The 23,498-nt window shown below is 70.3% G+C and carries 21 protein-coding genes; 18 read left to right on the top strand and 3 right to left on the bottom strand.

Annotated elements, in window-relative coordinates:
• Nucleotides 1–212: 212 nt before the first annotated feature.
• Both ACFY16_RS34605 and ACFY16_RS34600 read right to left on the bottom strand, forming a co-directional pair.
• A complete protein-coding gene (locus ACFY16_RS34605) occupies nt 213–1,442 on the bottom strand; it encodes a DUF349 domain-containing protein (RefSeq protein WP_390651183.1) in 1,230 nt (409 codons plus the stop codon).
• A 144-nt stretch (nt 1,443–1,586) separates the two neighbouring features.
• Nucleotides 1,587–2,402 carry a peptidylprolyl isomerase gene (locus ACFY16_RS34600; protein ID WP_390651182.1) on the bottom strand — a complete coding sequence of 272 codons (816 nt, stop codon included), beginning with the start codon at nt 2,400–2,402 and terminating at the stop codon, nt 1,587–1,589.
• 168 nt (nt 2,403–2,570) lie between these two features.
• Between ACFY16_RS34600 and ACFY16_RS34595 the strand changes: the two genes are divergently transcribed.
• The 5 genes from ACFY16_RS34595 to rpsD all read left to right on the top strand — a co-directional run bounded on the left by ACFY16_RS34595 (nt 2,571) and on the right by rpsD (nt 7,760).
• Nucleotides 2,571–3,284, top strand: coding sequence for an MBL fold metallo-hydrolase (locus ACFY16_RS34595; RefSeq protein ID WP_390651181.1), 714 nt, complete (start codon nt 2,571–2,573; stop codon nt 3,282–3,284).
• Between the two features lie 12 nt (nt 3,285–3,296).
• On the top strand, nt 3,297–4,559 hold the full coding sequence (gene hisS, locus ACFY16_RS34590; protein ID WP_390651180.1) for a histidine--tRNA ligase: 1,263 nt from the start codon (nt 3,297–3,299) through the stop codon (nt 4,557–4,559).
• A 201-nt stretch (nt 4,560–4,760) separates the two neighbouring features.
• Nucleotides 4,761–5,417, top strand: coding sequence for a vitamin K epoxide reductase family protein (locus ACFY16_RS34585; RefSeq protein ID WP_390651179.1), 657 nt, complete (start codon nt 4,761–4,763; stop codon nt 5,415–5,417).
• A gap of 43 nt (nt 5,418–5,460) precedes the next feature.
• A complete protein-coding gene (locus ACFY16_RS34580) occupies nt 5,461–6,816 on the top strand; it encodes a replication-associated recombination protein A (RefSeq protein ID WP_390651178.1) in 1,356 nt (451 codons plus the stop codon).
• A 329-nt stretch (nt 6,817–7,145) separates the two neighbouring features.
• Entirely contained in the window at nt 7,146–7,760 is a 615-nt protein-coding gene (gene rpsD / locus ACFY16_RS34575; protein WP_351143789.1) for a 30S ribosomal protein S4, read from the top strand.
• Between the two features lie 21 nt (nt 7,761–7,781).
• On the opposite strand, the gene ACFY16_RS34570 is transcribed toward rpsD, so the two are convergent.
• Nucleotides 7,782–9,950: an ATP-binding protein gene (locus ACFY16_RS34570; RefSeq protein ID WP_390651177.1), complete on the bottom strand. Its 2,169-nt coding sequence runs from the start codon at nt 9,948–9,950 to the stop codon at nt 7,782–7,784.
• Between the two features lie 160 nt (nt 9,951–10,110).
• Between ACFY16_RS34570 and ACFY16_RS34565 the strand changes: the two genes are divergently transcribed.
• The 13 genes from ACFY16_RS34565 to nusB all read left to right on the top strand — a co-directional run bounded on the left by ACFY16_RS34565 (nt 10,111) and on the right by nusB (nt 23,254).
• The gene (locus tag ACFY16_RS34565) at nt 10,111–10,560 is read left to right on the top strand and encodes a DUF948 domain-containing protein (protein WP_390651176.1); all 450 of its coding nucleotides are present in this window, start codon (nt 10,111–10,113) and stop codon (nt 10,558–10,560) included.
• Between the two features lie 7 nt (nt 10,561–10,567).
• Nucleotides 10,568–10,912, top strand: a complete 345-nt coding sequence (locus tag ACFY16_RS34560; protein ID WP_355494974.1) for a hypothetical protein — start codon at nt 10,568–10,570, stop codon at nt 10,910–10,912.
• Complete coding sequence (gene alaS / locus ACFY16_RS34555; protein WP_390651175.1) at nt 10,912–13,584, top strand: alanine--tRNA ligase; 2,673 nt, start codon at nt 10,912–10,914, stop codon at nt 13,582–13,584. The genes ACFY16_RS34560 and alaS overlap by 1 nt, the downstream gene beginning before the upstream one ends.
• A 15-nt stretch (nt 13,585–13,599) precedes the next feature.
• The gene (gene ruvX / locus ACFY16_RS34550; RefSeq protein WP_390651174.1) at nt 13,600–14,064 is read left to right on the top strand and encodes a Holliday junction resolvase RuvX; all 465 of its coding nucleotides are present in this window, start codon (nt 13,600–13,602) and stop codon (nt 14,062–14,064) included.
• A gap of 121 nt (nt 14,065–14,185) precedes the next feature.
• Complete coding sequence (mltG, locus tag ACFY16_RS34545) at nt 14,186–15,880, top strand: endolytic transglycosylase MltG (RefSeq protein ID WP_390651173.1); 1,695 nt, start codon at nt 14,186–14,188, stop codon at nt 15,878–15,880.
• Nucleotides 15,861–16,700 carry a shikimate dehydrogenase gene (locus ACFY16_RS34540; protein ID WP_390651172.1) on the top strand — a complete coding sequence of 280 codons (840 nt, stop codon included), beginning with the start codon at nt 15,861–15,863 and terminating at the stop codon, nt 16,698–16,700. The genes mltG and ACFY16_RS34540 overlap by 20 nt, the downstream gene beginning before the upstream one ends.
• Nucleotides 16,701–16,868: 168 nt before the next feature.
• Nucleotides 16,869–18,053, top strand: coding sequence for a chorismate synthase (aroC, locus tag ACFY16_RS34535; RefSeq protein WP_390651171.1), 1,185 nt, complete (start codon nt 16,869–16,871; stop codon nt 18,051–18,053).
• A complete protein-coding gene (locus tag ACFY16_RS34530; RefSeq protein ID WP_390651170.1) occupies nt 18,050–18,565 on the top strand; it encodes a shikimate kinase in 516 nt (171 codons plus the stop codon). The genes aroC and ACFY16_RS34530 overlap by 4 nt, the downstream gene beginning before the upstream one ends.
• Nucleotides 18,562–19,653, top strand: a complete 1,092-nt coding sequence (gene aroB / locus ACFY16_RS34525; protein WP_390651169.1) for a 3-dehydroquinate synthase — start codon at nt 18,562–18,564, stop codon at nt 19,651–19,653. Before ACFY16_RS34530 ends, aroB begins: the two co-directional genes overlap by 4 nt.
• 285 nt (nt 19,654–19,938) lie before the next feature.
• Nucleotides 19,939–20,835, top strand: coding sequence for a Pro-rich N-terminal domain-containing protein (locus tag ACFY16_RS34520; protein WP_390651168.1), 897 nt, complete (start codon nt 19,939–19,941; stop codon nt 20,833–20,835).
• A 256-nt stretch (nt 20,836–21,091) separates the two neighbouring features.
• Nucleotides 21,092–22,198: an aminopeptidase P family protein gene (locus ACFY16_RS34515; protein ID WP_390651167.1), complete on the top strand. Its 1,107-nt coding sequence runs from the start codon at nt 21,092–21,094 to the stop codon at nt 22,196–22,198.
• Nucleotides 22,199–22,250: 52 nt separating this feature from the next.
• Complete coding sequence (efp, locus tag ACFY16_RS34510) at nt 22,251–22,817, top strand: elongation factor P (RefSeq protein ID WP_390651166.1); 567 nt, start codon at nt 22,251–22,253, stop codon at nt 22,815–22,817.
• A 2-nt stretch (nt 22,818–22,819) separates the two neighbouring features.
• Nucleotides 22,820–23,254 (top strand): transcription antitermination factor NusB, encoded by a 435-nt coding sequence (gene nusB / locus ACFY16_RS34505; RefSeq protein WP_390651165.1) that lies wholly within the window; start codon nt 22,820–22,822, stop codon nt 23,252–23,254.
• Nucleotides 23,255–23,498: the final 244 nt, after the last annotated feature.

Below are 23,498 nucleotides of genomic sequence, written 5' to 3'. Positions count from 1 at the left end.
CTGCCCGCGCCACCCGCACCGTCTCCGCCGGGATCTCCCCAGATCCCTTCGGCTGCATCGACATCTGCACCCACCCCATACGACAACGTCGGCCTTCAAGACCACAACCGGGTCTTGAAGGCCGACGTCACGCGAGGCCCCGGATTAACCAACAGCATCCGCCACGTACGGGGGCCTCTGCGCTACGACGCGCTACGGCGGAGAGGACAGGGTCAGCCTCCGAACTCGTGCAGACCCTTCAGCGCCTGGTCCAGGAGCGCCTGGCGGCCCTCCAGCTCACGCTCGAGCTTCTCCGCCCTGGCGGTGTTGCCCTGGGCGCGCGCCTGATCGATCTGGCCCCGCAGCTTGTCGACGGCGGCCTGGAGCTGACCGGTGAGCCCCTCGGCACGCGCGCGTGCCTCCGGGTTGGTCCGGCGCCACTCGGTGTCCTCGGCCTCCTGGATGGCCCGCTCGACGGCGTGCATCCGGCCCTCGACCTTCGGCCGCGCGTCACGCGGGACGTGGCCGATGGCCTCCCAGCGCTCGTTGATCGAGCGGAAGCCGGCCCGGGCCGCCTTCAGATCCGTGACCGGCAGGAGCTTCTCGGCCTCCTCGGCCAGCTCCTCCTTCAGCTTCAGGTTCTCCGTCTGCTCGGCGTCCCGCTCGGCGAACACCGAGCTGCGGGCGGCGAAGAAGACGTCCTGGGCGCCGCGGAAACGGTTCCACAGGTCGTCCTCGTGCTCGCGTTGGGCGCGGCCCGCGGCCTTCCACTCCGCCATCAGGTCGCGGTAGCGCGCGGCCGTCGGACCCCAGTCGGTCGAGCCCGACAGTGCCTCGGCCTCGGCGACCAACCGCTCCTTGATCCTGCGGGCGTCCTCGCGCTGGGCGTCCAGCTGCGCGAAGTGCGCCTTGCGACGCTTGGAGAACGCCGAGCGCGCGTGCGAGAAGCGGTGCCACAGTTCGTCGTCCGACTTGCGGTCGAGCCGCGGCAGACCCTTCCAGGTGTCCACCAGGGACCGCAGCCGCTCACCGGCGGCCCGCCACTGGTCGGACTGGGCCAGCTCCTCCGCCTCGGTGACCAGCGCCTCCTTGGCGTGCCGTGCCTCGTCGGACTGTTTGGCCCGCTGCTGCTTGCGCTCCTCGCGCCGCGACTCGACCGTCGCCACCAACTTGTCCAGCCGGCCCCGCAGCGCCTCCAGGTCGCCCACCGCGTGGTGGGCGTCGACCTGCTCGCGCAGATGGTCGATGGCCGTCTGCGCGTCCTTGGCGGACAGGTCGGTGGTCTGGACTCGCTTCTCGAGGAGGCCGATCTCGACAACCAGGCCTTCGTACTTGCGCTCGAAGTAGGCCAGCGCCTCCTCAGGGGAGCCGGCCTGCCAGGAACCGACGACCTGCTCGCCGTCGGCCGTACGCACGTACACGGTCCCCGTCTCGTCGACGCGGCCCCACGGGTCGCTGCTCACAGCGCCTCCTCCACATGATGCCTGCGGGGGGCCTCAGCTCCCCCGGGCATCGTCCACAGTTTCGTCACGGCCAACATAGGCGACCGGCGGGTTGCCTGTCCGCATCCAGCGCGACCGAAATTTCGGAGCTGGCCGTGCTGGTCATCAGGATTTCGTGACGGTCGCCTTGTTGATCACAACGGTCGCGTTGGGAGCCCCGTCACCGGCCCCCGTGTTCTCGCCCGCGGCGGCGATTTTCTTCAGCACCTTCATGCCCGATTCGGAAACGGTACCGAACGGTGTGTAGCTGGGCGGGAGCTGACTGTCCTGGTAGACGAGGAAGAACTGGCTGCCGCCGGTGTGCGCCTGCCCGGTGTTCGCCATCGCGACCGTGCCCGCCGGGTAGACGTTGTCCTTCAGGCTTTTGTCCTTCAGGTTCTCGTCCGGAATCGTGTAGCCGGGACCGCCGCTGCCGCTGCCCGTCGGGTCGCCGCACTGCAGCACGTAGATGCCGCTGGTGGTCAGCCGGTGGCACTTGCTGTGGTCGAAGAAGCCCTTGCTCGCAAGGAAGTTGAACGAGTTCACCGTGTGCGGGGCCGCCGACGTCTTCAGCGCGAGATCTATGTCGCCGCACGTCGTGGCAAGCTTCATCGTGTAATCGGCCGACTTGTCGATCGTGATCGCCGGCTCCTTCTTCCAGCTCAGCGACTTGACCTTGCCGTCGTCGGCCTTCTCGCAGGGGTCCTTCACCGCGCTCGGGCTGGCGGACGGGGACGCGGTCGCGCTCGCGTCGGCCTTGTCGTCGTCCTTGAGGACGCCGGTCGTGTACAGCGCGAGGCTGCCGACCAGGATCACGCCGAGCACCGACGCGATCACCGAGTTGCGAACGCGCGACTTGCGCCTGGCAGCGGTACGACGCTGCTGCTGCCGCAAGAACTTCTCCCGGGCGAGCTGCCGCCGCCGCTGTTCCTGGGTGACCACGGGGTTTTCTCCTCATGCGTCTCGTACGTCTACTGGGACGCGTGCGTCTGGTGTGCCGACCGCCTGCGTGTGCCCCGTACCGTATATGGGTTCGCTGAGTAATCGGCAGCGCCGGTAGGCTTCTGACCACAGCTGCAGCCGCCCGTATCGACACAACGAAGGACGATCGTGCTCATTGCCGGGTTCCCCGCCGGGGCCTGGGGGACGAACTGTTATCTCGTCGCCCCCGCCGCCGGTGAGGAGTGCGTGATCATCGACCCGGGCCACCAGGCGGCCCAAGGAGTCGAGGACGCGCTGAAGAAACATCGGCTCAAGCCCGTCGCCGTCGTCCTCACCCACGGCCACATCGACCACGTGGCCTCGGTCGTCCCGGTGTGCGGCGCGCACGACGTACCGGCGTGGATCCACCCCGAGGACCGGTTCATGATGAGCGACCCAGAGAAGGCGCTCGGCCGTTCCATCGGGATGCCGCTGATGGGCGAGCTCACCGTGGGGGAGCCGGACGACGTCAAGGAGCTGACCGACGGCGCGAAGCTGGAGCTGGCGGGCCTGGAGCTGTCCGTCGCGCACGCGCCCGGCCATACCAAGGGGTCGGTGACCTTCCGGATGCCCGAGACCGCCGACATCCCCTCGGTCTTCTTCTCCGGGGATCTGCTGTTCGCCGGCTCCATCGGACGCACCGACCTGCCCGGCGGTGACATGGCCGAGATGCTCGACTCGCTGGCCCGCGTGTGCCTGCCGCTCGACGACTCGACCGTGGTGCTGTCCGGCCACGGCTCCCAGACGACCATCGGCCAGGAGCGCGCCACCAACCCGTATCTGCGGCAGGTGGCCTCCGGCCAGGGAGCGAACGTGAATACGGCTCCCCGACGAGGAATGTGACGAGAGACTTCCGTGAGCACCTTCAAGGCCCCCAAGGGCACGTACGACCTGATCCCGCCGGACAGCGCCACGTACCTCGCCGTCCGCGAGGCGATCGCCGCACCGCTGCGCAACTCCGGCTACGGCTACATCGAGACGCCCGGCTTCGAGAACGTCGAGCTGTTCGCGCGCGGTGTCGGTGAGTCCACCGACATCGTGACCAAGGAGATGTACGCCTTCGAGACCAAGGGCGGCGACAGGCTCGCGCTGCGCCCCGAGGGCACCGCGTCCGTGCTCCGGGCCGCCCTGGAGGCCAACCTCCACAAGGCGGGCAACCTCCCGGTCAAGCTCTGGTACTCCGGCTCGTACTACCGCTACGAGCGCCCCCAGAAGGGCCGTTACCGGCACTTCTCCCAGGTCGGCGCCGAGGCGATCGGCGCCGAGGACCCGGCCCTGGACGCCGAACTGATCATCCTGGCGGACCAGGCGTACCGCTCGCTGGGCCTGCGCGACTTCCGTATCCTGCTGAACAGCCTGGGCGACAAGGAGTGCCGCCCGGTGTACCGGGAAGCGCTGCAGAACTTCCTCCGGGGCCTGGACCTGGACGAGGACACCCTGCGCCGCGCGGACATCAACCCCCTGCGCGTCCTGGACGACAAGCGCCCTGACGTGCAGAAGCAGCTGACCGAGGCACCGCTGCTGCGCGACTACCTCTGCGACGCCTGCAAGGCGTACCACGAGGAGGTCCGCGAGCTGATCACGGCGGCGGGCGTCGCCTTCGAGGACGACCCGAAGCTGGTCCGCGGCCTGGACTACTACACGCGGACGACCTTCGAGTTCGTCCACGACGGTCTGGGCTCCCAGTCCGCGGTGGGCGGCGGCGGCCGCTACGACGGCCTGTCCGAGATGATCGGTGGCCCGGCGCTGCCGTCCGTCGGCTGGGCCCTCGGCGTCGACCGCACGGTCCTGGCCCTGGAGGCGGAGGGCGTCCAGCTCGAACTCCCCGCGTCCACCAGCGTGTTCGCGGTCCCGCTCGGCGAGGAGGCCCGTCGGATCCTCTTCGCCAAGGTCACCGAACTGCGCAAGGTCGGCATCGCCGCCGACTTCTCCTACGGCCACAAGGGCCTCAAGGGCGCCATGAAGAACGCCAACCGCAGCGGCGCCCGCTACACCCTCGTCGCCGGCGAGCGCGACCTCGCCGAGGGCGTCGTCCAGCTCAAGGACATGGAGTCCGGCGAGCAGGCGGCGATCGGCGTGAACGAGATCGTGGCGGAGCTGGAATCGCGGCTCGGCTAGTCATCCGTACGGGTGGAAGGGCGCCGGGGGCCTCAGTGGCAACCGGCGCCCTTGCCATGGGCGGTCGCTGTCCGGAACCGAACGTTCGGGGACGTCCGCACGTACTCCCTTATACGGAGCGAACGGTGAGCACGCGCACGCGTGCGGCACAATGGCCACTGCCCGGAGAATGTCCAGCTCTCAAGTGACGGAATCGGCGTGATGAGCAAGACGACAGTCAAAAACGTCTCCACCGAGCGCGAGCCGGAGCGCGCGGCTGCCACGCCGCGCACGGTGGGCGGCAGCCGTGCCTTCGCCGTCCTGCTGCTGATCACTGGCGCGGCCGGACTGCTTGCCGCATGGGTCATCACGATCGACAAGTTCAAGCTGCTCGAGGCCAAGGTGGCCGGCACGACGTTCACGCCGGGCTGCAGTCTGAACCCCGTCGTCTCCTGCGGCAGCGTGATGGAGAGCAAGCAGGCCGCCGCCTTCGGCTTCCCCAACCCGATGCTCGGCCTCGTCTGCTACGGCATCGTGATCTGCGTCGGCATGAGCCTGCTCGCAGGCGCCCGCTTCCCGCGCTGGTACTGGCTCACCTTCAACTTCGGCACCCTCTTCGGCGTGGCCTTCTGCACCTGGCTGCAGTTCCAGTCCCTGTACCGGATCAACGCGCTGTGCCTGTGGTGCTCGCTGGCCTGGGTCGCCACGATCACCATGTTCTGGTACGTGACGTCGTTCAACGTCCGCAACGACTTCCTGCCCGCCCCGCGCTGGCTGAAGAGCTTCTTCGGCGAGTTCACCTGGGTCGTGCCCGTGCTGCACATCGGCATCATCGGCATGCTGATCCTGACCCGCTGGTGGGATTTCTGGACCAGCTGACAGGCCGGCGGGATTGTCAGTGCGGTGATTTAGGGTTTCCAGAGTGGAGCCCGATCTGTTCACCGCCGCCGCCGAAGACCGCCAGGAGAAGGACCCCGCCGGAAGTCCCCTGGCGGTCCGGATGCGCCCGCGCACCCTCGATGAGGTCGTGGGCCAGCAGCACCTGCTGAAGCCGGGCTCGCCCCTGCGCCGACTCGTCGGCGAGGGCACGGGCGGCCCGGCCGGACCGTCCTCGGTGATCCTCTGGGGCCCGCCGGGCACCGGCAAGACGACCCTGGCGTACGTCGTCTCGAAGGCCACCAACAAGCGGTTCGTGGAACTCTCGGCGATCACCGCGGGCGTCAAGGAGGTCCGCGCGGTCATCGACGGCGCCCGCCGCGCCACCGGTGGCTACGGCAAGGAGACCGTCCTCTTCCTCGACGAGATCCACCGCTTCAGCAAGGCCCAGCAGGACTCCCTCCTCCCGGCCGTCGAGAACCGGTGGGTGACCCTGATCGCCGCGACGACCGAGAACCCGTACTTCTCCGTCATCTCGCCCCTGCTGTCCCGCTCCCTCCTCCTCACCCTCGAACCCCTCACCGACGACGACCTGCGCGGCCTGCTCCGCCGCGCCCTGAGCGACGAACGCGGGCTCAAGGACGCCGTCACCCTCCCCGAGGACACCGAGGGACACCTCCTGCGGATCGCCGGCGGCGACGCCCGCCGCGCCCTGACCGCCCTGGAGGCCGCCGCCGGGGCCGCCCTCGACAAGGGCGAGACGAAGATCGCGCTCACCACGCTCGAGGAGACGGTCGACCGGGCCGCCGTGAAGTACGACCGCGACGGCGACCAGCACTACGACGTGGCCAGCGCCCTCATCAAGTCCATCCGCGGCTCCGACGTGGATGCCGCCCTGCACTACCTGGCCCGGATGATCGAGGCCGGTGAGGATCCCCGCTTCATCGCCCGCCGCCTGATGATCTCCGCCAGCGAGGACATCGGCCTGGCCGATCCGAACGCCCTGCCGATCGCGGTCGCCGCCGCCCAGGCCGTCGCCATGATCGGCTTCCCCGAGGCCGCCCTCACCCTCAGCCACGCCACCATCGCCCTGGCCCTGGCCCCCAAGTCGAACGCCGCGACCACGGCGATCGGCGCCGCCCTGGACGACGTACGCAAGGGACTGGCGGGACCGGTCCCGCCGCATCTGCGCGACGGGCACTACAAGGGCGCGGCCAAGCTGGGGCATGCGCAGGGCTATGTGTATCCGCACGACCTGTCCGAAGGCATCGCCGCCCAGCAGTACGCGCCGGACGCCATCAAGGACCGCGAGTACTACACACCCACCCGGCACGGCGGCGAGGCGCGCTACGCGGACGCGGTCGAGTGGACCAGGAAGCACCTCGGTCGCAAGGGGTCCTGAGCAACCTGTAGACTCCTTCGGAGCGCTGAGTCCCGTGTCCGGCCCGTCGCAAGAGGGAGCCGGCACCACCAGAACGGGACATCCAGCCGGAACCCCTGCCTCACGGCGGGGATTCCAGGAGCGTCGCGCACCGTCGAAGGTGTCGCGGGCAGCCCACCACCATCCGGATTCCCGGGACAGGTCGGTGGGCCACTCGCGTGCTGCACGTATGTGCCCAGACCAGGGAGCGGCTGCCCGGCCCGTCCACCAGGACGAGGCGGGTTTCCCAGGCTGCGGATGCGACCTCCCTTAACTCTGGTGAGCCGAAAACCAGGAAAGAGAAGAAGACAGTGGCGAATCAGTCCCGCCCCAAGGTCAAGAAGTCGCGTGCCCTCGGCATCGCGCTGACCCCGAAGGCCGTCAAGTACTTCGAGGCCCGCCCCTACCCGCCGGGTGAGCACGGCCGTGGCCGCAAGCAGAACTCGGACTACAAGGTCCGTCTGCTCGAGAAGCAGCGTCTGCGCGCGCAGTACGACGTGTCCGAGCGCCAGCTCGTCCGCGCCTACGAGCGTGCCTCCAAGGTCCAGGGCAAGACCGGTGAGGCCCTGATCATCGAGCTCGAGCGCCGTCTCGACGCGCTGGTCCTGCGTTCGGGCATCGCCCGCACGATCTACCAGGCCCGCCAGATGGTCGTCCACGGCCACATCGAGGTCAACGGCCAGAAGGTCGACAAGCCGTCCTTCCGCGTCAAGCCCGACGACGTCGTGATGGTCCGCGAGCGCAGCCGCGAGAAGACCCTGTTCCAGGTCGCGCGTGAGGGTGGCTTCGCCCCCGACGGCGAGACCCCGCGCTACCTCCAGGTGAACCTCCGCGCCCTGGCCTTCCGCCTGGACCGCGAGCCGAACCGCAAGGAAGTTCCGGTCATCTGCGACGAGCAGCTGGTCGTCGAGTACTACGCCCGCTGATCACCAGCCGGGTGTAGCACCTCAGCCCGCCGTCTCCCCGCCCTTCCGGGTGGGCGAGGCGGCGGGTTTCCGCATGTCGGTGGCACCGCGTGTGGGCCGCACCGGCCCGCGCGGCGCAGGCAGGGCGTTGCGCGCCCGGTCCCGCCCCAGCGCCCGGGCCACCGCCCTGTCCCGGCCCAGCCGCGACCCCTGCCGTACGCACTCCTCGTACCGCTCGGCGCCCAGGTGTTCCCGGGCCGTCGCCTCGCACAGTTCGTGCGGGGCGTTGTAATACGCCGAGCCGAACAGCGGCAGCCCCACCGAGGGCCACATGGCCGACGCGGCGCCCTGCAGCACCGCTGCCTCCGCCACGTCGCCCTCCGTGGCCGTGACAAGGGCCAGCAGCTCCACCGCCAGCACCGAGCCGAGCAGGTCGTGGAAGGTGTGGGCGCCGGCCAGGCAGTCCGTCAGCAGCTCGCGGGCCCGGGCAGGGTTTCCTTCCCGCCAGGCCGCGTACGCCAGGACGTACAGCGCGTAGGAGCGCGTCCACCGCTCCCCGTGGTCCTCGCACACCCGCCGGACGTCCTCGCAGAGTGTCACCGCGTCCGGCAGATCGCCCTGGAACGCCCGGGTCATGGCCAGCTCGACCTGGCCCATCAGGACGTTGCAGTTGAGCTCGCCGATCTCCTGGTACCGCTCGAGCGCGGAGCGCAGCAGCGTTTCCGCACCGGCCATGTCGTCCGTGACCAGGGCCAGACACCCGGTGCGGTGCTCCGCGTACGCCACCGCCGTCGGGCTGGCGACACGTTCCGCCTCTTCCCGGCACTCCTGGAGCGCCGCCAGCGCGGGCACCGCGTCGCCCTGGAGGATCGCGACATGGCCGAGCACCCACAGGGCCTTCAGCCGCGCCTGCTCGTGGTCCGTCTTCCCGGCGTCCGACTCGACGCTGCGCTCCAGCCAGCGGCGCCCCTCCGACAGCCGGCCGCAGCCGGCCCAGTAGAACCACAGGGAGCCCGCCAGGTACTGGCCCAGATGTGCCTCGTCCGGCTCGGTCAGGCAGTACTCCAGGGCGCGGCGCAGGTTCGGCAGCTCCGCCTCGATGCGCGCGGCCACCTCTTTCTGCCGGGGTGAGAACCAGTCCAGCTCGCACCGGGTCGCCAGGCCGACATACCAGTCTCGGTGCCGTCGCCGCAGCCGGGTCGCGTCGCCCATCGCCTCCAGCCAGTCGGCGCCGTACGCCCGGAGCGTGCCCAGCATGCGGTAGCGCACGCCCGTCGCGGTCTCCTCGCGGGCCACCACGGACTGGGCGAGCAGCTCCGACAGGACGTCGAGGACGTCGTCGGCGTCCAGGCCGTTCCCGCTGCACACGTGCTCGACGGCCGCCAGGTCGAACCGTCCGGCGAACACCGACAGCCGCGCCCACAGCAGCCGCTCCCCGGGCGTGCACAGCTCATGGCTCCAGCCGATCGCCGTACGCAGGGTCTGATGGCGTGGCAGGGCGTCCCGCGAACCGCCGGTCAGCAGCCGGAACCGGTCGTCGAACCGGTCCAGCAGCTGTCCGGGGGACAGCACCCGCAGCCGTGCCGCCGCCAGCTCGATCGCCAGTGGGATCCCGTCCAGGCGTCGGCACAGCTCTCGTACGTCCTCGTCGTCGCCGACCGTCAGCCCCTGCTCCGCGGCCCGCTCGACGAACAGATCCACCGCCGCGTCCTCGCCGAGCGGGGCCAGCGGGAACAGTCGCTCGCCGGCCACCCCGAGCGGCCTTCGGCCGGTGGCGAGCACCGTCAGGCCCGGCGCGTGCCGCAGCAGGTCGCTCACCAGCGCGGCACAGGCCGCCACGAGATGCTCGAACCCGTCGAGGACCAGCAGCAGTTGACGCTCGGCGAGATGGGCGAGCAGCGTCTCGCGGGGCCCCCGCGTGGTGTGATCGGTCAGCGCCAGAGCCTCCACGACCGCGTACTCGACGAACTCGGGATCGCGCAGCGGTGCCAGGTCCACCCGCCACACCCCGTCGTCCGGCGCGCACCGCGCCGCCGCCCGGACCGCGAGGCGCGACTTGCCGACCCCGCCGGCACCGGTCACCGTCACCAGCCGAGCGGCATCGAGCGCGCCGACCAGCCCGGTGAGTTCGCCCGCCCGCCCCACGAACGCGTTGGTCTCCAGGGGAAGGTTGCCGTCCGACGGGCGGTCTTCGCGCTGATGAACTCGCATGGCATACGGAGCGTACTGATTCGTGTGCAGTCCGTACAATCGCTTCGCGCAAACTCCAGTGGCATGGGCGGTAATCCGGTACGGAGCGGCATGCCCGGCGCGATAGGCTCGGTACACGACTTTTTCGATGTAGAGGCACGTTTCAGGGAGCGGGTGCGCAGTGTCCGGTGGAGAGGTGGCCGGGATCCTGGTGGCCGTCTTCTGGGCGATCCTGGTCTCCTTCCTCGCCGTGGCACTGGCGAGGCTGGCCCAGACGCTCAGGGCGACCACCAAGCTCGTCGCGGACGTGACCGACCAGGCCGTCCCGCTGCTGGCCGACGCCTCCGCCGCGGTGCGCTCGGCGCAGACCCAGATCGACCGGGTCGACTCGATCGCGTCGGACGTCCAGGAGGTCACGTCCAACGCGTCGGCGCTGTCGACGACGGTCGCCTCCACCTTCGGCGGCCCCCTGGTCAAGGTCGCCGCCTTCGGCTACGGCGTCCGCCGGGCCCTCGGCAGCCGCCGGGACGACGACGTGCCCGCCAAGGCCCCCCGGCGTACCGTGATCGTGGGCCGCACGGTCCCGGCCGCGCGGCGGGAGAAGCGGAACGCCCGCGGAAAGAAGGACTGACCGAGCGATGTTCCGCCGTACGTTCTGGTTCACCACGGGCGTCGCCGCCGGTGTGTGGGCCACCACCAAAGTCAACCGCAAGCTGAAGCAGCTGACGCCCGAGAGCCTCGCCGCGACCGCGGCGAACAAGGCACTCGACGCCGGTCACCGGCTCAAGGACCGCGCGGTGGGCTTCGCGCTCGACGTCCGCGACAACATGGCCCAGCGGGAAGCCGAGCTGGGGGAGGCGCTGGGGATCCACGAGGACCCCGAACTCCCCGCTCCCCGGCGCTTCGCCGCCATCGAGAACCGCAACAACCCGAAGTACGTCGAGAGGTCGACGTACTCGTACAACCGGAATGAGGACCACTGATGGAGTCGGCTGAGATCCGCCGCCGCTGGCTGAGCTTCTTCGAGGAGCGCGGGCACACCGTCGTCCCTTCGGCGTCGCTCATCGCGGACGACCCGACTCTGCTCCTCGTCCCGGCCGGCATGGTGCCCTTCAAGCCCTACTTCCTGGGTGAGGTCAAGCCGCCGTATCCGCGCGCCACCAGCGTGCAGAAGTGCGTGCGCACGCCCGACATCGAAGAGGTCGGCAAGACCACGCGCCACGGCACCTTCTTCCAGATGTGCGGCAACTTCTCCTTCGGCGACTACTTCAAGGAAGGCGCCATCAAGCACGCCTGGGAGCTGCTCACCAGCCCCCAGGACAAGGGTGGTTACGGCCTTGAGCCGGAGAAGCTCTGGATCACCGTCTACAAGGACGACGACGAGGCCGAGCGCATCTGGCAAGAGGTCGTCGGCGTGCCGAAGGAGCGCATCCAGCGCCTCGGCATGAAGGACAACTTCTGGTCCATGGGCGTCCCCGGCCCCTGCGGCCCCTGTTCCGAGATCAACTACGACCGCGGCCCCGAGTTCGGCGTCGAGGGCGGCCCCGCCGTCAACGACGAGCGGTACGTGGAGATCTGGAACCTCGTGTTCATGCAGTACGAGCGCGGCGAGGGCATCGGCAAGGACAACTTCGAGATCCTCGGCGACCTGCCCAGCAAGAACATCGACACGGGCCTCGGCCTGGAGCGCCTCGCCATGATTCTGCAGGGCGTGCAGAACATGTACGAGATCGACACCTCCATGGCCGTCATCAAGAAGGCCACCGAGCTGACCGGTGTCGAGTACGGCGAGGCGCACGCCTCGGACGTCTCCCTGCGCGTGGTCACCGACCACATGCGTACGTCCGTGATGCTGATCGGCGACGGCGTCACCCCCGGCAACGAGGGCCGCGGCTACGTGCTGCGCCGGATCATGCGCCGCGCCATCCGCAACATGCGTCTGCTCGGCGCCACCGGTCCGGTCGTCAAGGACCTGATCGACACGGTCATCGCGATGATGGGCCAGCAGTACCCGGAGCTCGTCACCGACCGCGAGCGCATCGAGAAGGTGGCCATCGCCGAGGAGAACGCCTTCCTCAAGACGCTGAAGGCCGGCACCAACATCCTCGACACCGCCGTGACCGAGACCAAGGCCACCGGCTCCACGGTCCTGCCCGGCGACAAGGCCTTCCTGCTCCACGACACCTGGGGCTTCCCGATCGACCTCACCCTCGAGATGGCCGCCGAGCAGGGGCTTTCCGTGGATGAGGAGGGCTTCCGGCGCCTGATGAAGGAGCAGCGGGAGCGCGCCAAGGCCGACGCCCAGGCCAAGAAGACCGGCCATGCCGGCCTCGGTGCCTACCGCGAGATCGCCGACGCCGCCGGCGCCACCGACTTCATCGGCTACACCGACACGGACGCCGAGTCGACGATCGTCGGCATCCTCGTCGACGGTGCGTCCTCTCCGGCCGCCACCGAGGGCGACGAGGTCGAGATCGTCCTCGACCGCACCCCGTTCTACGCCGAGGGCGGCGGTCAGATCGGCGACACCGGCCGCATCAGGGTGGACTCCGGTGCCGTCATCGAGGTCCGTGACACCCAGAAGCCGGTCCCGGGGGTGTACGTCCACAAGGGCGTCGTCCAGGTCGGCGAGGTGACCGTCGGCGCCAAGGCCCACGCCTCGATCGACGCCCACCGCCGCAAGGCCATCGCCCGCGCCCACTCGGCCACCCACCTCACCCACCAGGCCCTGCGCGACGCCCTCGGCCCGACGGCCGCCCAGGCCGGTTCGGAGAACCAGCCCGGCCGCTTCCGCTTCGACTTCGGTTCGCCGTCCGCCGTGCCGACGGCCGTGATGACCGACGTCGAGCAGAAGATCAACGAGATCCTCGCCCGCGACCTCGACGTGCGCGCCGACGTCATGGGCATCGAGGAGGCCAAGAAGCAGGGCGCCATCGCCGAGTTCGGCGAGAAGTACGGCGAGCGTGTCCGTGTCGTGACCATCGGCGACTTCTCCAAGGAGCTGTGCGGCGGCACGCACGTGCACAACACCGCCCAGCTGGGTCTGGTGAAGCTGCTAGGCGAGTCGTCGATCGGCTCGGGTGTACGCCGTATCGAGGCCCTCGTCGGCGTGGACGCCTACAACTTCCTCGCCCGTGAGCACACGGTCGTCGCCCAGCTCCAGGAGCTGATCAAGGGGCGTTCGGAAGAGCTCCCGGAGAAGGTCTCCGCCATGCTCGGCAAGCTGAAGGACGCCGAGAAGGAGATCGAGAAGTTCCGCGCGGAGAAGGTGCTGCAGGCCGCCGCCGGTCTCGTCGAGTCCGCCAAGGACATCCACGGCGTCGCGGTCGTCACCGGTCAGGTGCCCGACGGCACCACGCCCGACGACCTGCGCAAGCTGGTCCTCGACGTGCGCGGCCGCATCCAGGGCGGCCGGGCCGCCGTGGTCGCCCTGTTCACGGTCAACAACGGCAAGCCGCTCACGGTCATCGCCACCAACGAGGCCGCCCGCGAGCGTGGCCTCAAGGCCGGCGAACTGGTCCGCACGGCCGCCAAGACCCTCGGCGGCGGCGGTGGCGGCAAGCCGGACGTCGCCCAGGGCGGCGGCCAGAACCCGGCCGCTGTCGGCGAGGCCGTCGACGCCGTCGAGCGGCTGGTCGCCGAGACCGCCAAGTAAGAGACGGCCGAGAGTATGAGAAGAGGACGTCGACTCGCGATCGACGTCGGGGACGCCCGTATCGGGGTCGCCTCGTGCGACCCCGACGGGATCCTCGCCACTCCGGTGGAGACCGTCCCCGGGCGTGACATCCCGGCAGCTCACCGCAGGTTGAAGCAGCTCGTCGAGGAGTACGAACCGATCGAGGTCGTCGTCGGACTCCCTCGCTCCCTCAAGGGGGGCGAGGGCCCGGCCGCGGTCAAGGTCCGTGGCTTCGTCCAGGACCTGGCCAAGGGCATCGCCCCCGTTCCGGTGCGGCTCGTCGACGAGCGGATGACCACGGTGACGGCCAGTCAGGGACTGCGGGCCTCGGGGGTGAAGTCCAAGAAGGGCCGGTCGGTCATCGACCAGGCAGCCGCTGTGATCATCCTTCAGCAGGCGTTGGAATCCGAACGGGTGTCAGGTAATCCACCCGGAGAGGGCGTCGAAGTGGTCATCTGATCGCGATACGGTAACGTTCCGCGCGATGCTGCGGTGTTCGAACAGCCGCCGCACAGAGAGAGGCGGAAGGTCAGCCGGCCCGCAAGCCACGTGACTGCCGCCTCGCGGCTCTAGGGGATCGATGACTGAGTATGGCCGGGGCCCAGGCTCCGAACCGTGGCATCCGGAGGACCCGTTGTACGGGGACGGCGGATGGGAAGGGCAGCAGGGCGACGTCGGCCATCAGTCTGCCTACGGCGGCCAGCCGCAGCACTATCCGCAGCAGCCGCAGCAGCAGGAGTACGGCGACTGGGGCAACGGCGGCCAGCAGGCCGCGTACGGTCAGGCGCAGCAGTACGACCAGCAGTACGACGCCCAGTACCAGCAGTACGGCCAGCAGCACTACCCGGACCAGTCCCAGCAGCAGTACCAGCAGGGCGGCTGGGACGGCACCGGCACGCACGCGCACATCCCCTACGCCGCCGACCCGGGGGACCCCTACGGTCAGCAGGCCATGGCGTACGGCGCCGAACAGCCCGACCTCTACGGCACTCCCGAGGCGTATCCGCCGCCGGAGCCGCCCAGCCGGCGGCGCGCCGAGCCGGAGCCCCGTGTCGACTGGGACCCGGGCCCCGACCAGGGCGAACACGCCTTCTTCGCGGGTCGCGACGACGATGACGACGACGCCGGCGCGGACGACCCGGACGGCGGGCGCGGCCGTGGCGACCGCCGGGGCAAGGGCGGCGGCAAGGGCAAGAAGCGCCGCAACGGGTGTGCCTGCCTCGTGGTCGTCCTGGTGTTCGGCAGCGGTCTGGCCGGAGTCGGGTATTACGGCTACCAGTTCTACCAAAATCGTTTCGGCGCGGCGCCGGACTACGCGGGCGACGGCACCAGCGAGACCGTGAGCGTCGAGATCCCCAAGGGAGCCGGCGGCTACGACATCGGCCGCAAGCTGAAGGACGCGGGCGTCGTGAAGAGCGTCGACGCCTTCGTGTCCGCGCAGCAGCAGAATCCCAAGGGGAACTCGATCCAGGCGGGCGCGTACATCCTGAACAAGGAGATGTCCGCGGCAAGCGCTGTCAAGATGATGCTCGACCCGACGAGCCAGGCCAATGTCGTGGTCACTCCGGGCGAGCGGAATGTGCTCGCCTACAAGGCCATCGACACCAAACTCGGCCTTTCCTCGGGCACCACCAGGAAGGTCGCCGAGAAGGAATACAAGAGCCTCGGACTGCCGAAGTGGGCGAACACCGACCCTGACATCAAGGACCCGCTGGAAGGCTTCCTCTTCCCGGGCACCTATCCCGCGGCCAAGGGCATGAAGCCCGAGACGGTCCTGAAGCAGATGGTCGCGCAGGCCAACGAGGTGTACGGGAAGTACGACCTCACGGCCAAGGCCAAGACGTTCGACCTGGACAACCCGCTGCAGGTCATCACGGTCGCCAGCCTCGTCCAGGCCGAGGGCAAGACGCACGACGACTTCCGCAAGATGGCGGAGGTGATCTACAACCGCCTCAAGCCGACGAACACCGAGACCAACCGGCTGCTGCAGTTCGACTCGACCTTCAACTACCTGATGAACGAGAGCAACATCCACATCAGCGCCTCGGAGATCAACAGCAACAAGGACCCGTACAACACCTACACCAACAAGGGCCTGCCGCCCGGTCCCATCGGCAACCCCGGCGAGGACGCACTGAAGGCGGCGCTGAATCCGACCGACGAAGGCTGGATCTACTTCGTGGCGACCGACGGTCAGAACAACACCGAATTCGCCAAGAACTTCGACGACTTCCAGAAACTCAAGGACAAGTTCGATGCCAGCACGGGCAACTGACGCCCGCCGGGCCGCCGTACTCGGTTCGCCCATCGCCCACTCCCTCTCCCCGGTGCTGCACCGCGCCGCGTACGCGGAGCTGGGGCTCGTCGACTGGACGTACGACCGGTTCGAGGTCGACGAGGCCGGACTGCCCGGGTTCTTCGGTGACCTCGGACCGGAGTGGGCGGGGCTGTCGCTGACCATGCCGCTCAAGCGGGCAGTCATTCCGCTGCTCGACGAGATCAGCGAGACGGCGGCCTCGGTCGAGGCGGTCAACACGGTCGTGTTCACCGAGGACGGCCGTCGTGTCGGCGACAACACCGATATCCCCGGCATGGTCGCCGCCCTGCGCGAGCGGGGCGTCGAACAGGTCGACACCGCGGCGGTCCTCGGCGCCGGCGCCACCGCCTCCTCCGCGCTGGCCGCGCTGTCCAGGATCTGCACCGGCGAGGTCGTCGCCTACGTCCGCAGCGAGTCCCGGGCCGCCGAGATGCGGCAGTGGGGCGAGCGCCTCGAGGTGGACGTCCGTACGGCGGACTGGGCGGACGCGGCCGAGGCGCTGCGCTTTCCGCTGGTCGTCGCCACCACTCCGGCCGGTACGACGGACGCCCTCGCCGCCGCCGTACCCGAGCGGCCCACCACCCTCTTCGATGTCCTCTACGACCCCTGGCCCACCACCCTGGCGGCCCGCTGGTCGATGTACGGCGGGGCCGTCGTCAGCGGGCTCGACCTGCTGGTCCACCAGGCGGTGCTGCAGGTCGAGCAGATGACCGGCCGCGCCCCGGCCCCCGTGGAGGCCATGCGCGAGGCGGGCGAGCACGCCTTGGCCGCCCGCTAGCGCGTCCTGCCCCGCGTCCGCCTGATGGACCTGCGGCCGGGTTCGTCCCACGGACGTGGGAGGATCGGAGGTGGCGGGCCGGGGCCGCGCACCTGGTCGCGCCGTCGCCGTACGCGAGGACGCGCGTACGCAGGGCAGTTACGAGGGCGCGAGCACTGAGGAGCACCGTTGAGCAGGCTGCGTTGGCTGACCGCGGGGGAGTCCCACGGTCCCGCACTCGTCGCGACGCTGGAGGGCCTTCCCGCCGGCGTGCCGATCACCACGGAGATGGTGGCCGACCATCTGGCGAGGCGGCGGCTGGGCTATGGGCGCGGTGCGCGGATGAAGTTCGAGCGTGACGAGGTCACGTTCCTCGGTGGCGTCCGGCACGGCCTCACCATGGGCTCCCCGGTCGCGATCATGGTGGGCAACACCGAGTGGCCCAAGTGGGAGAAGGTCATGGCGGCCGACCCCGTGGACCCGGCGGAGCTCGCCGAACTCGCCCGCAACGCCCCGCTGACCCGGCCGCGCCCCGGCCACGCCGACCTGGCCGGCATGCAGAAGTACGGCTTCGACGAGGCCCGGCCGATCCTGGAGCGCGCCTCCGCCCGGGAGACCGCGGCCCGTGTCGCACTCGGCGCGGTGGCCCGGTCGTACCTGAAGGAGACGGCCGGCATCGAGATCGTCTCGCACGTCGTGGAGCTGGCCGCCGCGAAGACGCCCTACGGCGTCTACCCGACCCCCGCCGACGTCGAGAAGCTGGACGCCGACCCGGTGCGCTGCCTGGACGCGGACGCGTCGAAGGCGATGGTCGCGGAGATCGACCAGGCCCACAAGGACGGCGACACCCTCGGCGGCGTGGTCGAGGTGCTCGCGTACGGCGTGCCGGTGGGCCTGGGCTCGCACGTGCACTGGGACCGACGCCTGGACGCGCGCCTGGCCGCCGCCCTCATGGGCATCCAGGCGATCAAGGGCGTCGAGGTCGGCGACGGCTTCGACCTGGCGCGGGTGCCCGGTTCGAAGGCACACGACGAGATCGTCACCACGGACGAGGGCATCAAGCGGGCCACCGGCCGCTCCGGCGGTACCGAGGGCGGCCTGACCACCGGTGAGCTGCTGCGCGTCCGCGCCGCGATGAAGCCCATCGCGACCGTGCCGCGGGCCCTGCAGACCGTGGACGTCGCCACCGGCGAGGCGGCTCAGGCCCACCACCAGCGCTCCGACGTGTGCGCGGTCCCCGCGGCCGGCATCGTCGCCGAGGCGATGGTCGCACTGGTGCTGGCGGACGCGGTGGCGGAGAAGTTCGGCGGCGACAGTGTCGCCGAGACCCGCCGCAACGTGCGGTCGTACCTCGACAACCTGCGCATCCGATGAGCGCGCCGCTGGTGGTCCTGGTCGGGCCGATGGGCGTGGGCAAGTCCACCGTCGGGCAGCTGCTGGCCGAGCGGCTCGGCGTCACCTACCGGGACACCGACGAGGACATCGTCGCCGAGCAGGGGCGGAGCATCGCCGAGATCTTCGTCGACGAGGGCGAGGACGCCTTCCGCGTGATCGAGAAGCAGGCCGTGCGGCGGGCGCTGGCGAGGCATGACGGTGTCCTGGCACTGGGCGGCGGCGCGGTCCTCGACGCCGAAACACGCGGCCTGCTGGCCGGACTGCGTGTGGTCTATCTCTCGATGGACGTCGAGGAAGCCGTCAAGCGCACCGGCCTCAACGCGGCCCGGCCGCTGCTCGCCGTCAACCCGCGCAAGCAGTGGCGCGAGCTGATGGAGGCCCGCCGGCACCTGTACGAGGAGATCGCCACGGACATCGTGGCGACGGACGGCCGTACCCCCGAAGAGGTCACCCAGGCCACCCTGGACGCACTGGAGTTGAAGGAAGCATGAGCGAGTCTGTGACGCGGATCCAGGTCGGCGGCAGCGCGGGCTCCGCGCCGTACGAGGTCCTGGTGGGTCGTCAGCTGCTGGGCGAGCTCGGCGGGCTGGTCGGCGACAAGGCCAGGCGGGTCGCCGTCATCCACCCCGAGGCGCTCGCCGAGACCGGCGACGCCCTCCGGGCCGACCTGGCCGAGCAGGGCTTCGAGGCTGTCGCCATCCAGGTGCCCAACGCGGAGGAGGCCAAGACCGCCGAGGTCGCCGCCTATTGCTGGAAGGCCCTGGGCCAGTCCAACTTCACGCGCTCCGACGTCGTCGTCGGCGTCGGCGGCGGCTCGACCACGGACCTCGCCGGGTTCGTGGCCGCGACCTGGCTGCGCGGCGTGCGCTGGATCGCCGTCCCGACCACCGTGCTCGCCATGGTGGACGCTGCCGTCGGCGGCAAGACCGGCATCAACACGGCCGAGGGCAAGAACCTCGTCGGCGCCTTCCACCCGCCGGCCGGCGTGATTTGCGACCTGGCCGCGCTGGACTCGCTCCCGGTCAACGACTACGTCTCCGGGCTGGCCGAGATCATCAAGGCCGGCTTCATCGCCGACCCGGTGATCCTGGACCTCATCGAGTCCGACCCCGAGGCCGCGCGTACCCCCGCGGGCCCGCACACCGCCGAGCTCATCGAGCGCTCCATCAAGGTCAAGGCCGACGTCGTGTCGTCCGACCTGAAGGAGTCGGGCCTGCGCGAGATCCTCAACTACGGGCACACCCTCGCGCACGCCATCGAGAAGAACGAGCGTTACAAGTGGCGTCACGGCGCGGCGGTCTCGGTGGGCCTGCACTTCGCCGCCGAACTGGGCCGACTGGCCGGCCGCCTCGACGACGCCACGGCCGACCGCCACCGCACGGTCCTGGAGTCGGTGGGCCTGCCGCTGCACTACCGCTACGACCAGTGGCCCAAGCTGCTGGAGACCATGAAGGTCGACAAGAAGTCCCGCGGCAACCTGCTGCGCTTCATCGTCCTCGACGGACTGGCCAAGCCGACCGTCCTGGAGGGCCCGGACCCGGCGGTGCTGCTCGCCGCGTACGGCGAAGTGGGCGAGTAGGTACCACAGCACCCCATCCGCCCGATTCGCTGTGCACACAGGGCACTTCGGACCGCCCCCGGTCGTTCACCAAACGACGGCCGGGGGCGGTACCGTTCGGTAGCGACGGGGTTTGCACCCCGTGCCATCGCCCATTGCCTGCCGCGAGTGAGCCGAAGGGGCGCGTCGGCGGCGAGAGGGCGAACGCGCGGAGGCCCGAAGGGCTGAGCACGATCGCCCTCTCGAGACCGACTCAGGCGGCCCGGAGGCGAACGAGCCAGAAGACACGAGACGGAGTGGCACCGGATGCAGCACGCAGTGGGTTCTCCGCTGCCGCCGCCCCACCAGCCGGGGCACGGTCCGGACGCCGGCTGGTCGCCGGCCGCACAACACCAGGGACCGCACCACCCGGGTACGCACCCGGGACCCACCCCGGTGCCGCCCCCTCCTCCGGCACCGGGATTCTCCGGCGCTCCGACGCCAGGACCTGTTCCGCCCGTCCCGCCCGCGCCGCCCCACGCCGTGCCGCAGCACCCGTCGGTCCCGCCGGCCCCGGACACCACCGGCCATGTTCCGCTGCCACCCGGCGGCCCCGTCGGCATGCCCAGCGCGCCGCCCGCGGCCACGGCCGCGTCCGACCCGACGACCACCACCCTCGCGGTGCTGCTCATCGGCCCCGCGGGCGCCGGCAAGACCAGCGTCGCCAAGTTCTGGGCCGACCACCGCCGCGTCCCCACCGCGCACATCAGCCTCGACGACGTACGCGAATGGGTCCGTTCCGGCTTCGCCGACCCGCAGTCGGGGTGGAACGACAACTCCGAGGCGCAGTACCGCCTGGCCCGCCGCACCTGCGGCTTCGCCGCGCGCAACTTCCTCGCCAACGGCATCTCCTGCATCCTCGACGACGCCGTCTTCCCCGACCGCCCGGTCGTCGGCCTCGGCGGCTGGAAGCGGCACGTGGGACCCGGCCTGCTCCCGGTCGTCCTCCTGCCGGGCCTGGACATCGTCCTGGAGCGCAACGCCGAACGCACCGGCAATCGCCGCCTCACCGACGAGGAGGTCGCCCGCATCCACGGCCGCATGGCGGGCTGGTACGGCTCGGGTCTGCCGATCATCGACAACTCCCAGCTGGACGTACCGGCGACGGCGCGCGTCCTGGACGATGTCCTGGCGCGGTCGATCGCCAGCCCGCCGCAGTGGTAGACGGAGTGTTTCGGGGCCTGCGCGGTGGAGCAGGTCGCGGAGAGGCGCCGATGGCTGACAGCCGCTGGTGAGCGGGGGCGTGAGGTGCCCCCGCCCGAGCGAGGCCGAGACAGGGAGACTGCGTGCCGGACCCCGCGTCTGCGGCATGATCCACCGGACAGGACCAAGGGACCCCGGAGGGAAGTCCCCCGAACGGCGCCCGCCCACTCAGACCTCCCAACCGGCGAGATCCGGCCATCGCTCGTACGCTCGGCTCATGTCAGAGGTGTACGCGGCCCGTCGGACGCGGCTACGGGAGCGCTGCAACGCGGGCGGCAGCGCGGCGGCACTGGTCTCCCGTGCCGCCAATGTGCGATATCTCGCGGGCGCGACCCCGCGGGGCGCCGTCCTGTTGCTGGGAAAGCGCGAGGACCTGCTGGTCTGCAGCGGCCCGCCGGACGAACGGCCGGAGGAGGGCCGGCCCGACGAGACGCTGCGTGTGCACGTCCTGCCCGGACCCGGCGGTGATCCCGCCGTCGCGGCCGCCGGCGTCGTCGCGGCCCAGGGCGCCGACTCCCTCGCCGTCGAGGAACACCACCTCACCGTGGCCAGGCACCGCGCCATCCGCTCGGTGGCCCCCCGGCTGCGGCTCGCCGACCTCGGGGGCGCGGTCGAGCAGCTCAGGGTCGTCAAGGACGAGGAGGAGATCTCCTGCCTCCGGATCGGCGCCGAGATCGCCGACCAGGCGCTCGGTGAACTGCTGGAGTCCATCCTCGTCGGGCGCACCGAGCGCCACCTCGCCCTCGAACTGGAGCGGCGCCTCGTCGACCACGGTGCCGACGGCCCCGCCTTTCCGACCTCCGTCGCCACCGGCCCGAACTCCGGCCGGCGCACCCACGCGCCCACCGACCGCCGGGTCGAGGAAGGTGATTTCCTCTCCGTCTGCCTCGGCGCCACGTACCGCGGCTACCGGTGCGAGATCGGGCGCACGTTCGTCATCGGCACGTCCCCGGCGGACTGGCAGATCGACCTCTACGACCTCGTCTTCGCCGCCCAGCGCGCCGGACGGGAGTCGCTGGCGCCCGGCGCGGCGTACCGCGACGTGGACCGCGCCGCACGTCAGGTACTGGACTCCGCGGGGTACCGCGAGCGCCTGTCACCGCTCACCGGGCACGGTGTCGGACTCGAAATCGACGAGGACCCGCAGCTGGCCCCCGCGGCCATGGGTAAACTGGATGCCTGCGTGCCGGTCACCGTCGAACCGGGGGTCCACCTCCCGGGCCGGGGCGGTGTCCGGATCGATGACACGCTCGTCGTACGCCCCGAGGCGGACGGCGGACCCGAGCTACTCACCATCACGACCAAGGAGCTGCTCGCACTATAGGCAAGGTGCGTGCCCCGTGGTCGTCCACGTCAGTCCAGGAGATTCCGCAACCGTGGCTTCCACGAACGACCTCAAGAACGGCCTGGTGCTCAAGCTCGAAGGCGGCCAGCTCTGGTCCGTCGTCGAGTTCCAGCACGTCAAGCCCGGCAAGGGCCCGGCTTTCGTGCGCACCAAGCTGAAGAACGTGCTTTCCGGCAAGGTCGTCGACAAGACGTTCAACGCCGGCGTCAAGGTCGAAACGGCCACTGTCGACAAGCGCGACATGCAGTTCTCGTACATGGACGGCGAGTACTTCGTCTTCATGGACATGGACACGTACGACCAGCTGATGATCGACCGCAAGACGGTCGGCGACGCGGCCAACTTCCTCGTCGAGGGCTTCACGGCCACCGTCGCGCAGCACGAGGGCGAGGTGCTCTTCGTCGACCTGCCCGCCGCCGTCGAGCTGACCATCGCCGAGACCGAGCCCGGCGTCCAGGGTGACCGCTCCACCGGCGGCACCAAGCCCGCCACCCTGGAGACCGGTCACCAGATCCAGGTCCCCCTCTTCATCACCACCGGTGAGAAGATCAAGGTCGACACCCGCACGAGCGACTACCTCGGCCGGGTGAACAGCTAACCGTGGCTGCCCGCAACACGGCCCGCAAGCGCGCCTTCCAGATCCTCTTCGAGGGCGACCAGCGCGGCGCCGACGTCCTGACGGTCCTCGCGGACTGGATCCGGCTCTCGCGGGCCGACACCCGGCAGCCGCCGGTGAGCGAGTACACGATGCAGCTGGTCGAGGGCTACGCGGAGCACGCGCGGCGCATCGACGACCTGATCGCCCAGTACTCGGTCGGCTGGACGCTCGACCGGATGCCGGTCGTCGACCGCAACATCCTGCGTCTCGGCGCCTACGAGCTGATCTGGGCCGACGACATCCCGGACGCCGTGGTGCTGGACGAGATGGTGCAGCTGGCGAAGGAGTTCTCCACGGACGAGTCGCCCTCGTTCGTCAACGGCCTGCTCGGCCGTCTGAAGGAGCTGAAGCCCTCGCTGCGCCGCGACGAGGCGTAAGAGGCACCGGAAGACCGGAAGCCATGGCGAATGCCGGAGGGCCCGCAGCGCGACTGCTGCGGGCCCTCCGGCATTCGCCGTACTCCGGTGTGCACCCGTGAGGCCCCTGAGACCCGCAGAAAGCCGCCGGGGTGGGCGGGACCCGGTAGTTACGGGCCCCCCCGCGGGCCGGTTATTGTGTATCGGGGGGCCCCCCACCCCAGCACGGGGGGGGCCCCCCGGGGGGCGGCCGCCGCGCGAACCC

Source organism: Streptomyces sp. NPDC001315 (genome assembly GCF_042896175.1).
Lineage (GTDB): Bacteria > Actinomycetota > Actinomycetes > Streptomycetales > Streptomycetaceae > Streptomyces.
The sequence above is the reverse complement of the archived record's forward strand: the minus strand, read 5'-3'. Positions and strand labels throughout refer to the sequence as shown.